General features: G+C 44.5%; 11 protein-coding genes. 8 read left to right on the plus strand and 3 right to left on the minus strand.

Annotated elements, in window-relative coordinates:
• Positions 1 to 213: 213 nt before the first annotated feature.
• From FC20_RS06180 to FC20_RS06190, 3 genes are read right to left on the minus strand one after another with little or no spacing between them, the layout of a single operon-like run.
• The gene (locus FC20_RS06180) at positions 214 to 1,284 is read right to left on the minus strand and encodes an LLM class flavin-dependent oxidoreductase (protein ID WP_008460448.1); all 1,071 of its coding nucleotides are present in this window, start codon (positions 1,282 to 1,284) and stop codon (positions 214 to 216) included.
• A 19-nt stretch (positions 1,285 to 1,303) separates the two neighbouring features.
• Complete coding sequence (locus FC20_RS10095) at positions 1,304 to 2,389, minus strand: diguanylate cyclase domain-containing protein (protein WP_008460450.1); 1,086 nt, start codon at positions 2,387 to 2,389, stop codon at positions 1,304 to 1,306.
• Between the two features lie 41 nt (positions 2,390 to 2,430).
• On the minus strand, positions 2,431 to 3,036 hold the full coding sequence (locus FC20_RS06190) for a CHASE domain-containing protein (protein ID WP_008460451.1): 606 nt from the start codon (positions 3,034 to 3,036) through the stop codon (positions 2,431 to 2,433).
• Positions 3,037 to 3,775: 739 nt separating this feature from the next.
• Between FC20_RS06190 and FC20_RS06195 the strand changes: the two genes are divergently transcribed.
• The 8 genes from FC20_RS06195 (at position 3,776) to FC20_RS06230 (ending at position 14,012) form a co-directional block, all read left to right on the plus strand.
• Complete coding sequence (locus FC20_RS06195) at positions 3,776 to 4,789, plus strand: NAD(P)H-dependent glycerol-3-phosphate dehydrogenase (protein WP_008460454.1); 1,014 nt, start codon at positions 3,776 to 3,778, stop codon at positions 4,787 to 4,789.
• Between the two features lie 174 nt (positions 4,790 to 4,963).
• Positions 4,964 to 5,338, plus strand: a complete 375-nt coding sequence (locus FC20_RS06200) for a helix-turn-helix transcriptional regulator (RefSeq protein ID WP_008460456.1) — start codon at positions 4,964 to 4,966, stop codon at positions 5,336 to 5,338.
• A gap of 93 nt (positions 5,339 to 5,431) precedes the next feature.
• Positions 5,432 to 6,139, plus strand: a complete 708-nt coding sequence (locus FC20_RS06205) for a hypothetical protein (protein WP_008460457.1) — start codon at positions 5,432 to 5,434, stop codon at positions 6,137 to 6,139.
• A gap of 674 nt (positions 6,140 to 6,813) precedes the next feature.
• The gene (locus FC20_RS06210) at positions 6,814 to 10,014 is read left to right on the plus strand and encodes a glycoside hydrolase family 68 protein (RefSeq protein ID WP_056945340.1); all 3,201 of its coding nucleotides are present in this window, start codon (positions 6,814 to 6,816) and stop codon (positions 10,012 to 10,014) included.
• A gap of 184 nt (positions 10,015 to 10,198) precedes the next feature.
• Entirely contained in the window at positions 10,199 to 11,176 is a 978-nt protein-coding gene (locus FC20_RS06215; RefSeq protein WP_008460460.1) for an LCP family protein, read from the plus strand.
• A 73-nt stretch (positions 11,177 to 11,249) separates the two neighbouring features.
• The gene (gene tagD / locus FC20_RS06220; protein WP_008460463.1) at positions 11,250 to 11,699 is read left to right on the plus strand and encodes a glycerol-3-phosphate cytidylyltransferase; all 450 of its coding nucleotides are present in this window, start codon (positions 11,250 to 11,252) and stop codon (positions 11,697 to 11,699) included.
• Between the two features lie 131 nt (positions 11,700 to 11,830).
• Positions 11,831 to 12,490, plus strand: coding sequence for an IS607 family transposase (locus tag FC20_RS06225; protein WP_008460464.1), 660 nt, complete (start codon positions 11,831 to 11,833; stop codon positions 12,488 to 12,490).
• Positions 12,414 to 14,012 carry a transposase gene (locus FC20_RS06230; protein ID WP_269083541.1) on the plus strand — a complete coding sequence of 533 codons (1,599 nt, stop codon included), beginning with the start codon at positions 12,414 to 12,416 and terminating at the stop codon, positions 14,010 to 14,012. The genes FC20_RS06225 and FC20_RS06230 overlap by 77 nt, the downstream gene beginning before the upstream one ends.
• Positions 14,013 to 14,211: the final 199 nt, after the last annotated feature.

The following is a 14,211-nucleotide window of genomic DNA, read 5'->3' on the forward strand; positions in this document are numbered from 1 at the left end:
CAAAGTCAATGTCTTAACTTAATGACATTGTACGAAAGTAGCTCTCTTTTTTCGTCTTGTCTAAATTGCCTTAAAAGATTTCAGAACGAAGAAAAAATTCCCTATTTCTTTTGGTTTGGCTTCAACTGAAATATTTTAGGGAGGAAAAGCCCCTCACCTGAAAACTTTTAGGGAAAAGCCAAGCAAAAAAGTGAGCCAACTGGCTCACTTTTTCTAATCTTCATTAACTTGATCAAAAATATACTTGTTGAAGTCCTCCAGGCACTCGTCGATCGGCCGGTCGGTTGGCTTCAAGTTCACGATAACATGGCTGAGCCCTTGCTGACGCTGCTTTTTCCAAAAGGCCGCAAGTGACCGCGCGCCGCCCCGCAGGTAAATCCGGTTGTAGAGCCGGCACGGCGCGTCTGGGTCTGGCAACAGCTCCACGAAGTTTTGGTAGCCGAAGGGGTGCCAGTTGCCATCCTCGTTCAAGTCGCTCAGCTTGGCGACAACCTGACTAGTCTCGTCTTCGTCGATCCCGATCCCGTGCCAGATCCAGGCATCTGGCTCGTTGGCGATCCAGGACAGCTCCTGCCGGCAGCGGCCGATCGCTACCAGCGGCACTGGGCAGCTGGGATCCGGCTTTGGCACCAGGCTCAGGGTCCCGTTTAGCTTGTTGTAGTATTCGCCGCTGAAGTGAGGATGATCCGGCTTGGTCAGCAGGGGCTTGGTCAGCTTCCAGCCCTCTCGGAAGATCTCGCTCCGCTTTTTCCAATCACGGCCAAAAGCCATGTACTCGTTCTTCCGGTCGCCGCTAACTAAGCCAAGTAAAAAGCGGTGGTCAGTCAAGCGGTCGATAGACGCCGCAATTTGAGCAACGTGGACCGGGTTGCGCTCTGGCAAAATGAAGCCGGCGGAACCTAGCGCAATCTTTTTCGTAACTAGGGACAAGCCACCTAAAAAGGCGCTGGGGTCAATCCCTTGCCCCACGTCGCCAAAATAGGGGGCGTAAAAAGGCACGTCCCGCACCCACAAGGCGCTAAAGCCGGCAGCTTCGGCCTTCTGGGCGTTAGCAAACAGGGTGTCCGTATCAGGAATTGGCGTACTTGGGTAGCCCATAAAGGGCGCCATGATGCCAAAAGTCAACTTGCCCTTTTGAAAGACCTGGCTAAAGGCCGGGTGGTGGGCTAAGCCAGTCGGCAGGTCGCCTGCGCCTTTTTCACCCTTGGCTCCGGCAAATAGGGGACTGGTGTCCTGCCCCAGGATTTGCAGGTTAGGTATGTTTAACTTTTCATCATTATCCATAATAAATCCTCCCCAAAAATTACAGCATCAGGTTGAAGCCTATGAAAACCAGTGGACCATAGCGCTGGTTGATCGAGTACTTTACATCGCAGTAAACCGGGACGACCCGGGCGTCAACGGTCAAAATGTGGCCGTCAGAGTGGAAGCGTTCCTCGTCTTCGGCTTCTGCAATAAAGTCCGTGAATTCCTCTTTAACCCGTTCCCGGTCGTCTGGGGCCAGCAGGTTTAGCAAGCTGGAATCATAGTGGTCGTAAAAGTCGCTGGAAAGCTCACAGACAAAGAGGTCAAGTAAGCTCTTGTTGACGTAGATGACTTCCATGCTTTTGACCTGGATCACCATCAGGGGCGTCGGGTCCCCGGCTACCAAGGCTCTTAAGCCTAGGCCGAGCTGGTTGTGCTGCTGGTGCTTGGAGATTGAAGAACTGTAGCTGGCAAAGCTGTCCTTGCCGGCCATCTTGACCTCGTACAAGGCGGCGTCGGCGTACTTCAAGGCCTCCTCGTAGTTCGTTGCCTGCCCTGGGAATTCACTGTAGCCCATGGAAATGGAAAAAGGAATCTCCTGCCCATCCAGGGTTACCTTTTGCTTGAGCTTGGACATTTTTTCAATGATTTGCCGGCAGTCGCTCATCGGGCCGGGCATGGCGACGACGAACTCGTCCCCGCCATTGCGGCCGATAATGGCCTGAGCACCAAAGTTGTCCTGTAGGTTTTTGGTCAGTTCAACTAAGACCATGTCCCCTGCCTGGTGGCCAAAGACGTCGTTGATGGACTTGAAGTCGTCAATGTCCAGCATGATGACGGTGGTTTGCTGGCCCTTTTGGCCTAAATCGCTCAAGGCCAGGTCAAAACCCTGCCGGTTGAGGGCCTGGGTCAGGGGATCGAGGCCGGCTTCTTCTTTTAAGACGCGGTTGGCGATCAGGTGGCTGACGGCCCAGATAACCAGGTAAAGGATGACCAGGTCAAAAATTAAGATGTAGCCAATGATCAAGTTGCCCCGCATGTAGTTCCAGCCAGCTTCCGGCGATAATGACAAGCGCCAGGTGGCTGGACCGTCCGTTTTAAAGGTTAAGGTCAGAGGATCGTTGGCGGTACTGCCCCGCTTCATGACGGTAACGTACTTCTTATTGGTTGGTGAAGTTTGCTTCTCTATGAGGTAGTTGTAGCCAGCGGTGCGGAGGTTTTTATCAGTACTGGTAAAAATCTGCGGAACCTTGATAATGGCGATGGAGAAGCCCCAGAACTTTTTTTGATAAAAATTGGCGTCCGGATGATGAGACCCTTGCCGCCCTGCTTCAGGGTAGTGGGACCCTGGATGACCGTGGTCTTGTGCGAAATCGCGTACTTGGCCAAGGGGGCACGGACTGGGTCTTTTAACAGGTCGATCTTGCCCGCTTCATTGCCCTTTAAGGGGTAGATGTAGGTGACCTTGCCGGCCGGCGCCAGCTGCAAGGCGCGGACAGCAGAGCTATTTTTTAACAGGTCAGCGGAAGTTTCATTAAAATTTGTCACCTTGCCATCGTGGGAGAGTATGACCTCCTTTAAAGTGGTGGTCAGGGACAGGGAATTTTTCATTTCTTCATTAAGAATGCGGGAGAAGTTGTTGGCTAAACTTTGAGCGTGATGGCGCTCGATGTCTCTTTGCTTGTTTTGAACGTAGTAAAGAAAGCTCAGGTTAAACATCAGCAACAAAACTACGGCGGCAATGATCAGGCCGTAGTCGCTGTGATTGGCTTTTTTGTACAGTTTGAACATAATACACCTTGCTTTTTTATAATAAGGTTATTTATATAATAATTATATCGTTCTAAGCACAACATAATTACAAAAGATGGGAATTTTTACGCTTGTTTTCTAATAAAAAAATTGTAGAAATATAATAAAGCTGAAAAAAACTTTTCCTAGCTTTATTATAAAGCCTTTGTTGGTGAAACAACATAAGAAAAAACAAATGGGATTTGCTATAGCTTTACCTATTATCGTGATAATTAAAAGGCTTGGTTAAGCGGTTGTATCGGCTAGGAACGGTGGTATAACGGATGTCAAAAAGACTGCGAAGAAAGTTACTAAAAAGCCGGTAGCCCTAAGAAGCGATCCACTATCTAGGTGGATCGCTTTTTATCGACAAAAAAGTGCATAAAAAATGGTTAAATTAATAAAATGTATTGCATTCATATGAAAACGGTCTTAAAATATAAGCAACAAGGGTAAGCGGTTACCTCTAAAAACACGATTGCTCTTGCGTTTTTCACTTGGAGATATTTAATAGCTGTTCTTTGTTTACACCTTTTATTTACGGCTATTCTCAACTGGACGCCTCATTTCAGTAATGGGACGTCCTTTATTTTTGGCTGAAAGGTAATTTTTTGATAATTGTTATTCAGCTTAACTAAATCATTTTTTGCAAGTGCTATAATATATAAGATTAGGAGGAGCGAGCTTTTTGGCTTGCCCTTATAAATAAGGAAAATAACAAACTAAGTGAGGTAATAATATGGCAAAAATCGGTGTTTTGGGAGCAGGTACTTGGGGCATGGCGCTGGCGCGGATGCTCAGCAATTCTGGCCATGAAGTAACTGTTTGGTCTGCTCTGCCACAAGAAGTCGACGAACTCTCAACTACTCGTCGCCAAAAGAACCTGCCAGGTATGGTTATTCCTGACGCGATCAAGTTTACCAAGAATGTCGAAGAAGCCTGCGAAAACAAGGACATCATCCTCTTCGCCGTACCAAGCGTCTTTGTCAGATCAACCGCTAAGACGGCCGCACCATTTATTCCAGATGGTCAAATCATCGTTGACGTAGCTAAGGGGATTGAACCAGACACCCTCTTGACTTTGACGGAAGTTATCGCTGACGAATTGAAGAAAGACGGCAAGCACGACAACGTCCACTACGTTGCCCTGTCTGGCCCAACCCACGCTGAAGAAGTGGCTAAGGACCTGCCAACTACCATCGTTTCCGCTTGCGAAGACAAGGAAATTGCTGAAAAGGTTCAAGACGTCTTCATGAACCAAAACATGCGGGTTTACACCAACTCTGACCGCTTGGGCGTTGAACTCTGCGGCGCTTTGAAGAACATTATCGCCTTGGCCAGCGGGATCTGCTCTGGGCTGGGCTACGGCGACAACATGCGTGCAGCCTTGATCATCCGCGGGATGGCTGAAATCAAGCGACTGGGCCTGAAAATGGGCGGCAAGGAAGCTTCCTTTGACGGCTTGGCCGGCATGGGTGACTTGATCGTGACCGCCACCAGTAAGGAAAGCCGGAACAACAACGCTGGCTACCTGATCGGCCAAGGCAAGAGCGCTGAAGAAGCTAAGAAGGAAGTTGGCATGGTGGTTGAAGGGATCAACGCCATTCCAGCTGCTCTGGAACTGGCTAAGAAGTATGACGTCGAAATGCCAATCGTCTTTGCTGTTGACGCGGTTGTCAACCACGGCGCTGATGCCCGCAAGACCATTATTTCCCTGATGAACCGGGAAAAGAAGTCCGAAATGGTCATCTAATTTTTGACTAAAAGAAAAAAGTTTTATCTTAAGACCTGCATCTTTGATGCGGGCCTTTTTCTTTTTACCTAAATTTTGCTTAGTAAACTTTAAAAGAAAAATTCATAAATATTTCATTTTTGCCTAAAATGTGATATTCTTTGAGTAGCACGTTAGGCGGTGAGGACGATGAATATGGGAAGAAACATGGTCGGCAAGTATTTGCGGGTATTGAGAAAGAAGTACGGCATTAGCCAGAAGGAATTAGCGCTAGAAATGAACGTTTCTAAGCAGACCATCTCCAACTGGGAAGTGGGACGGAAATTGCCCCGGATGAAGGCAATTGAGAAGCTGGCCAAGCTGTACGGCGTACCCAAGGCCAGCATCATGGCTGGGCGGCCAATAGAAGAATTAACGGATGAAGTTGAAGCAGCCGACCCCCAAGCGCAGCGGGTAGTTGACTTAAGCGAGCAGGGCCTGCACTTGACCTACCAGGGACATCTGGTGCCACAAGAATATATTGAGATTATTGAAAAGTTGATGCGGTCTGACATGGCTGAACATCGCTAGGCAGGGGAAAACCTGCCTTTTTGCTTTGATCGTTGTATAATGAAAGGGATTTCTTGAAAGCTTAATTGTGATTTAAGATGTGGAGGAGAAAAAATGAAGGAGCGAAATTGGCTAACCTGGCTGACGGTCCTGTCGCTAGTTGTCGGCTTCGTGGCTATGGGGACCGGGATTTGGCTCAGCTATGAAGCGGTGCGGGTCAGCCGGGCCAAGGACAAGGTTGATGAAGAATTATACATAACGCAGAAACAGAGCCAGGCGACGGAGTCGAGCCTGAAGAGGCAAAATAGCAAGCTGACAGCGGCAAATTCGTCTTTGAAAACGGAGAACCAACGCCTTAAGGAAAATAATCTAGGTTTAAAAAATGCAGCTCAAAAGCTTCCGGAAAAAGCTGAAGCTGCAGGAATGAACTTGTGGGTAAAAGAAAAGAAGGGGAAACACACTCTACTTGTTAAGGTGGATAATGAAACCGGACAGACGGAGCGTAACTTGCTGATCTTGCTGATTCCTGGTACCTCTGAGGCAACGTTGAACAATCTGCCAAAATTATTTCCAGTGAATGGGGCAAAACCGCAGTATGTTTATGTTAAGAAAGTTCCAGTAGGAAGCAGCAGTATTTCCCTAAATGCAGCCAATGATAATTCTGATTTAGCTTTCTTTTTTAAGAATAATCAGGAAAACTATTGGTTTAAGGGGAGCCATGGACGGTCAGACAAGATAGGCAGTTACAGCCATTTTGCCAAGACGCTCAGTCAGATTGGCTTGAATGCAGGGAAATTAAAGGTAACAAAAATTAAGAAGTAAACCTTGAGGAAAGAGCAAAAGAAAAGAGGAGTCTTGATCAAGTGTCAAGGCTCCTCTTTCTCATGGTGATATAAAAAGGGGAAAGCATATGATTGCGTGTTTATAAAATAAAAAAGGAATCAGCACAAATACAATTTTTAAGAAAAGAACCAATCATATGCTAGTAGTACGTAATGTGTAATTTGTTGAAACTATACAAAAAGATATAATGTGTGTAAAAAATGCAATAAGAAAAGAGTATGACGGCAACTAATGCACTAAAGGGATTGATTTAATCACTTTAAGCGATTTGCATAGACTAGGTAGATACCCAGTAACCGTGCCAATATTGCCAGTCCACAAGTTGCCTAGTGGCCAGGCTAGAAAAGGTAGGCTAAATCTTTTCTTACCTTTTCCTAATCGTTATCTTACACCCCGCAAGAGTGGGGATGCAAGAAATATGCTTAAGGTAACATAGTAATATTCCTGATTAACTTTTTTATGAAAAGATAAAAGCAGAAAATCAATTAATATCTAACCCACTATCTTTAAAAAAACAAGAAATCAAATATATTGAAGAAAAAGTGAAGGATTTTGTTGTAAACTAAAGTTAGGCTTTGTTATTCTTTTGACTTAGCATCTCTGTTTGTTTTTAATGTTTAAATCCTGTTTTAAAAGGGAGCATGTATAAAAAGATGAAAAAGGAAGAAAAGAAACGTAATCTATTTGGCAAAGAATATTTGATGGCATCAGCTGTTGCGCTGAGTTTGTTAGCCGGTGCTAGCAAGACGCAAACTGTTAAAGCTGATACTGTAAATAACAACACTGATACCGCAACAAAGACGGCTGCAGTTGCTGCTACGGCTAATACTAATGCAACGACCAATAACGGTCAAACTACTAGTACGACTGCTAACAATGGCCAGACTACTACTGGTACGACGACTAACAATGGCCAAACTACCACTAGTACGACGACCAACAATGGCCAAACTACCACTGGTACGACGACTAACAACGGTCAAACCACTGGTACTCCAGATCCAACCAACCCGGGTACCACTGGTACGACTACTGGTGCCGATACCGACACTAAGAGCACTGGTAACACCACCAACAACCCAGGTTCAGCCAGTGACAACCCAGGCTCAACTACTGGTACGACGACTAGTGATGAAACTTCTGCTAACGGCAAGAAAAACGTTAGTGAAGACGTTTCAAACGAAAACATCGGTCAAGGTTCTGTATTGTACAGCTACCTAAATACTCAAACTGCTAAGAATAACTTTGCTAAGTTAAATGACACTGCTAAGAAGGTTTTGGCAGCTGCTATTCGTGAAGGCAGCACGGTTACTCTTGATTCGCTGACTGACAAGCAAATTGCTGCTTTAAACAAGATTGTCTTGACTAAGACTGAAGACAATCAATACACGATGAAGGACTATGACTCAATCGCTAATAAGATCGTTAATAGAGAGTCAAGTTCACAAATCCCATTGTTCAAGGGAGACGAAATCGCTAACATGCCAGGTCTTGAACAGGTTAAGGATGCAGAAACTGGCGAAACTGCAACGATGGACATCTGGGACTCATGGCCAGTTCAAGATCCAGAAACTGGTTATGTTGAAAACTGGAATGGCTATCAATTAGTTGTGGCGATGATGGGGATCCCTCACAAGAGTGACAGCCACCTTTACCTTCTTTACAACAAGTATGGTGACAACAATTTTGCTAACTGGAAGGTTGCTGGTTCAATCTTTGGCTATAACAATGATCCATCGACGGGTCAATGGTCCGGTTCAGCTATGCTTAACGCAGATGGTTCAATCCAGCTTTTCTATACCAATGTTGTTTATCACGGCGAAAATAACCAAAAACTGGCCACGGCAACTATCAATATTGGTCAAAATGCTGATGGTGTCTACATTAAGAATGTTGAAAACGACCATATTTACTTTGTTGGTGATGGTACTGTGTATCAAAACTTCTCACAATGGCAGAATGGCACCAACAGTAGTGTTAATAATCCGCAACTGCGTGATGCACATATCTTTAAAGATAGTGACGGAACCTACTATATTGCTTTCGAAACTGCTACCGGTGACTTAGGTGATGAAGCAGAAAGTAGCGCTCACATTTATGAATGGGGCAGATATGGTGGTAACGCTGCTTACAACTTGAGTGAACTGCTCAAGCTGGTTAACAGCGATACTTTAAACCAGAGGGCAGCAGTTGCGAATGGTGCAATCGGCCTGCTCAAGTTGGACATGAGCGATCCTAAGAATCCTAAGGTAGCTACTGATGAAAACGGTAAGCTGGTTCTCTATCAACCACTGGTAAAGACTGTTTTATCTGGTGATGAGATTGAACGTCCAGATTTGATCAAGCTAGACGGCAAGTATTATCTTTTTACAGTTGGTCGGCTTACTCGTACGACGGATACAGACTTGCTGTTTAAAGCCAACAGCAATATTGGTGACAACGTTGCAATGCTGGGTTTTGTTTCTGACAAAGCCGATGGTGGATTTACTCCTTTGAATGGTGACGGCTTGGTGCTTGGTGCATCCGTACCTTCAACTTGGCGGACTGCTACTTACTCATACTACGTGGTCAAGATCAACCCAGCCAACTTGAAGAGTGACAAGATCACGATCAATGGCGTATCTTATGACAAGGACTACTTCGCTAACCACGTCGTTTTAGTTAATGCTTATATGAGTAACCGAGGTGAGGCTTCTGGTAAGGGGAAGAACGCAACTCTTGGGCCAAGCTTCTTGGTTTTGATTGACTGCAACAAGACTCAAGTTTTGGCAAACTCAGTTACTGACCAAGGTGTTTGGGACTGGAACGAAAACAGTCCTAAGTTGTCACTGGCTGCTTCATCATTGAAGGAAGCTAAGACTTCAACTGATACTTTCAGCTACCAAGTTAACAAGGATGGTCACTGGTACCTGTACACCGATAACACTAGTGATGGTACCATCAAGATGCAAACCGGTTTCCAATACATTGCTGATCAAAACAAGACTGTTTATTACGATTCAGCAACTGGCCAAATGGAATACGGCTGGCAAAAGATTGATGGTAAGACTTACTACTTCAACATTACTAGTGGTGCCAAGACTGTTGGCCAAGCCTACATCGATGGCTACTGGTACCTGTTTGACCAAGACGGTGTAATGCAAACTGGCTTCCAAAAGATTGCAAACCAAAACAAGACTGTTTACTACGACTCAGCAACTGGCCGGATGCAATATGGCTTCCAAAAGGTTAATGGTAAGACTTACTACCTCAACCCAGTTAGCGGCGGCGTTACTTACGGCCAAGTAAAGATTAATGGTCACTGGTACCTGTTTGACAGCAAGACTGGAGCAATGAAGACCGGCTTCCAGCGCATTGCTAGCCAAAAGAAGACTGTTTACTACGACCCTAAGACTGGTCAAATGGTTTACGGCTTCCGCAAGATTAACGGCAAGTGGTACCTCTTCAACCACAAGTCAGGTTCAAAGGAAACCTTTGAAAATATCGGTAACTACCTCTACTTGAAGAGCAATGCTGCCTTGTACAATGTAAAGGGGAAGAGAGCTCAGGCTTCAACTTACAAGAAGGGCAAGTACATCAAGGCAGTTGGCGTAAGAGTAATTAAGGGCAAGGCCTACTACAAGCTGGCTAATGGCAAGTACATCAAGGCTGGCAACGTTACTGTTGGTAAGAAGAGAACTCTTAAGAAGAACGCTTACGTTTACACCAAGAAGGGCAAGAAACTTGTTCACGCTAAGAAGGCTCTGAAGAAGGGGACCAAGAAGGTTACCTATGGTTCAGTAGTTGTCTTCAAGGGGAAGAAGTACTACGCTGTGGCAAAATCACAATACATCAAGTCTGGCAACTTTAAGTAAAAGAAGTCTAGACGATAGCAATCTAAAAATTCTCGCAATCTGCGGGAATTTTTTGCTTTTATTATATTTGCTTGCTCGCTTTTTCTTTAAAAAAAGATAAAAATTTGGATAATCTGAGACATTGTGCTTGATCTTTTTTATAATTGAAGTATTGACTTAGAAAGATAGAAAATTGGTGAAAATTGTGAGTAATGATTTGAATACTAGAGTTGGTAAGCGCAAGAAAAAGAACAAGTTTTGGAAAATCTTTTGGACAGTAATTGCAGTGATTGTAGTAGGTCTAGGTGGTGTCGCTGCCTATGAATACAACAACCTAAAGAATGCAGCAAATACCGCTTATCGATCTGGTGGTTTATCCGATGCAGAAAATGGGAGCAAGAGCTCGGTTTTGAATAATTCAAAACCAATCGCTATCCTTTTGATGGGGACTGATACTGGGGCTTTGGGCAGAACCTACAAAGGCCGAACTGACTCCATTATGGTTGCGGTCTTAAATCCTAAGACTAAGAAAACAACCCTGGTCAGTTTTGAAAGAGACATGCAGGTCAACCTACCGGATTACCCAGAAAATTCACCATCAAAGCTAAATGCGGCTTATGCATACGGGAATGCTAAAGAATTAGCCAAGGTCTTGAAGAAGTACTTCAATATTCCAATCAACGCCTATGTCTTGATCAATATGGGGGGCTTGAAGACCATTATCAACAAGGTTGGCGGGGTCGACATTACGCCAAACTTATCCTTCACTTATGAAGGCTACACCTTTACTAAGGGCGAAAAGACTCACATGGATGGGGCTAAAGCCTTAGCCTACTCCAGAATGCGTTACGATGACCCAGAAGGCGACTATGGCCGGCAAAAGCGACAAAGACAAATCTTGGCAGCTTTAATGAAGAAGGCAGAAAGTGCAACGACTTTGCTTAATGCCAGCTTCATTTCGTCTTTGTCTAAGCAAGTCCAAACTGACATGACTTTCTCTGACATGACTAGTTTGGCCAAGAACTACCTGGCAGCTACCAAAAATCTGGAATCAGATTACACTCATGGGACTGGCTACATGCAAGATGGCGTGTCATACCAAAACATTTCAACTGCTGAACGGCAAAGAATCAGTAACTTGATTCGGAAGGCCATGGGCTTAAAAACTAAAAAAGTAAGTTAATCAACTAAAGTCGGACATTGGATCCGACTTTTTGTATAATTAAGGTAAAGATTTTTTAGAAAGGAGTAGGCCGATGAAAAGAGTTATTACTTATGGTACTTTTGACTTGCTTCACTACGGCCATATTAACTTATTGCGCCGGGCTAAAGCCTTGGGCGACTATTTAATCGTGGCCTTGTCAACGGACGAATTTAACTGGAATTCAAAGCATAAAAAGACCTATTTTTCTTATGAAGAACGTAAGCAGTTGCTTGAAGCAATTAGATATGTTGATCTGGTTATTCCCGAAAAAAGCTGGGATCAGAAAAAGAGCGATATGAAGGAATACCACATTGATACCTTTGTCATGGGGGATGACTGGAAGGGAAAGTTTGATTTTCTAAAAGATGAAGGCGTAAACGTTGTGTATTTGCCACGGACGCCAGAAATCAGCTCATCTAAGATTAAGCATGACCTTTATGATGCGAATGAGGTAAGTGAAAGTCAGTTGTCTCACGATGATCTCAATACTAATCCCCAGTAAAGATCATTGAGTTTAGAAGAGAAAAAGGATGTGACTGCTAAAAAGTATTCATTTTATCCAATGCTAAATAGTGTTATTTCTTGCCAATTCATGATATGATTCCGGTATCAAAAGATTGGAAGGAAGAAATAATGAGCGAATACATGTCCATATCAAAAGCAGCTGAATATCTTAATGTTGCCAAGTCAACTCTCCGCAATTGGGAAGCTGAGGGACTAATTACGCCGCTTAGAACCGCCTCCAATCAACGTCGCTATACTAAAGAAATGCTAGATGAAGTTTTGCAAGGAAATGTGAAAGCTACCAAGCCTAAGAAGCTGCTGACCATCGGCTATTGCCGGGTTTCTTCTGGTCATCAAAAAGAAGACCTCCAAAGGCAGAAAGACGTAGTATCCAGATATTGTGAAGTCAATGGCTATCAGTTTAAGATCATTCAAGACATTGGATCTGGTCTCAACTATAAGAAAAAGGGCTTGACAGAGCTGATCAATATGATCTGCAAGAAGCAGTGCGAACGAGTCGTGGTAAATTACCAAGATCGACTTGTTCGTTTTGGCTTTGAAATGATTGAGACAATCTGCCAGGCAAACGACGTTGACTTGGTTGTCATCAATCAGACAGACAACGTTGATCCGAATTCAGAACTTGTGGAAGATGTTTTATCTATAATCACTGTTTTCTCAGCTAAGCTGTATGGAAAGAGGTCGCATCAAAATGCAAGAGTCATCCAAGAAAGTAAAAAGCTCTTCAATCAAGCAGACAGTGACAAAGACTCAGCCCAAGACGATTAAAGTCTACTCCAAAAAGTTAAGCGATGAAGAATTTGCCAGAATGTCAGACTTCTTTGAAAGATACGGCAGGTGCCGGCATTTCTTTTTGAACCGCTACTGCGGCATCAAGTCAATGCTAGCGGTTAATAACTGGCGGGTTCTGCGCAACCAAGTTCGCAAGTTGGATAAGCCGGTTAAAGGCTCAAAAGGTAAGCTGGAAACAGTCTATAACTTTCAGACCAAGCATTGGGTTGGCGCTCTCCGTGAAGCATGCGCTAACATAAAAAGCATGTGGTCGAATCTGGCTAACCGTTTGAAGAAGCTGATCCCAGCAAATGAAAATCTTTCTGCAGATCAGCGTCACCTTTTGTTCTTTACCTTAAAATTTAAGAGCGCATGGCAAGCCGTTCTTCTTCACAAGCCAATTGAGCTGCCAGAAAAATACGCTGAGGCTTTAAATGAAATAGAAGCTAAGCTAACGGATAAGGAAATCAAGCAAGCGCATAGCTACCTGCGTAGGATTACTTACCGCTACCACTACCGGGCATGCAAGTCGGGCAAGCTTGGCTCTAGCATGAAGTGTGACTTGAATTGGGCATTTGAAGGAAATTCTTTTTCATTCAGTTCAGACCTACCTAGAAAGCAGTTTTCTGTAGAGATGACCAGCCCGTGGAGTTATCCACGCACCGGCGATATCACAGTGGTGCTTGACCGCATCAAGCAGCGCCTCGAAGTTCATAAGCTGATCTCTAGCAAACGCTACAGCAGCGATTCAAAGAAGGCGATCGGCATTGACAAGGGGCTTGCCACCCTGCTTTCCTGCAGCAGCGGCAATGAATATGGTAAAAACTTCAGCATGCTTGCCAATGCCATCGTTGACAAATACGGCAAGAGAAACGCGAATCGGCAGCCTTATATGAGTTTGCGCTGGCAGCTCAATCAGCAGCTTGAGCAACTGGAGAAGGCAAACAAAGCTTTGTCTAAGACTGCTTTAAAGAAGAAAAGAAAACTGCTTGGCAAGCTTAAGAATCTGGAGCAGAACAATATCGGCAGAAAGTCGTATGGCAAGAGCTACCGCTCAGCGCAAGAAACTGTCAGAAGCTTTATCAACTATGCGATAAACAGAATGATCGAGACTGAGCATCCGGCGGTTATTGCCAAGGAAGACTTGACGTTTGTAAAAGAAAAAGGCGTCAAATCAGACAACAGCAGATTTGCAAGAAAGATGCGCAAGCGCTTGAATTCATGGACTAAGGGTCAATTAGATGAGCGCATTGTATATCTTTCAAGCAAGAATTCGATTGAAACTCATGATGTCAACCCGGCATATACTTCTCAGTACTGTCCAATTTGCGGGCAGCATTTTGAGGAAAGATACGGCAGTCATCATGAACTCACCAGGTGCAAGAAATGCGGTGAGATGAATGCAAATACCGCCGCTGCAAAAAATATATTGAGTAGATTAACTGACAAAGAAATCACGCTTTACACGCCTTACAAGCGAGTTAAGGAGATTCTTGACAGTCGGATAAAAGAAGCATAAGCCACGCAATACTACAAAGTTGAAGGCTCTAGCATGTAAGAGCAGTCAGCTTTAACGAACTTAGTTCGGGGTATTAAAATCACAGCTTGACTGCTTCGAGAAGGCATCACGATATGCTTGCCTGCTTTTTAGCAGGCAAGATGCCTTCAAGGCTGCCATGCTAAAAGTTTCCAGTGGGGCAGATAAAAAGCTATTGGAT

The sequence above is a fragment of the Lactobacillus equicursoris DSM 19284 = JCM 14600 = CIP 110162 genome (assembly GCF_001434815.1).
Lineage (GTDB): Bacteria > Bacillota > Bacilli > Lactobacillales > Lactobacillaceae > Lactobacillus > Lactobacillus equicursoris.

Coding starts and splice junctions, on each gene's coding strand:
- FC20_RS06180 (WP_008460448.1), bottom strand. CDS start 1,284: ATGGATAATGATGAAAAGTTAAACATACCTAACCTGCAAATCCTGGGG.
- FC20_RS10095 (WP_008460450.1), bottom strand. CDS start 2,389: ATGAAGCGGGGCAGTACCGCCAACGATCCTCTGACCTTAACCTTTAAA.
- FC20_RS06190 (WP_008460451.1), bottom strand. CDS start 3,036: ATGTTCAAACTGTACAAAAAAGCCAATCACAGCGACTACGGCCTGATC.
- FC20_RS06195 (WP_008460454.1), top strand. CDS start 3,776: ATGGCAAAAATCGGTGTTTTGGGAGCAGGTACTTGGGGCATGGCGCTG.
- FC20_RS06200 (WP_008460456.1), top strand. CDS start 4,964: ATGGGAAGAAACATGGTCGGCAAGTATTTGCGGGTATTGAGAAAGAAG.
- FC20_RS06205 (WP_008460457.1), top strand. CDS start 5,432: ATGAAGGAGCGAAATTGGCTAACCTGGCTGACGGTCCTGTCGCTAGTT.
- FC20_RS06210 (WP_056945340.1), top strand. CDS start 6,814: ATGAAAAAGGAAGAAAAGAAACGTAATCTATTTGGCAAAGAATATTTG.
- tagD (WP_008460463.1), top strand. CDS start 11,250: ATGAAAAGAGTTATTACTTATGGTACTTTTGACTTGCTTCACTACGGC.
- FC20_RS06225 (WP_008460464.1), top strand. CDS start 11,831: ATGAGCGAATACATGTCCATATCAAAAGCAGCTGAATATCTTAATGTT.
- FC20_RS06230 (WP_269083541.1), top strand. CDS start 12,414: ATGCAAGAGTCATCCAAGAAAGTAAAAAGCTCTTCAATCAAGCAGACA.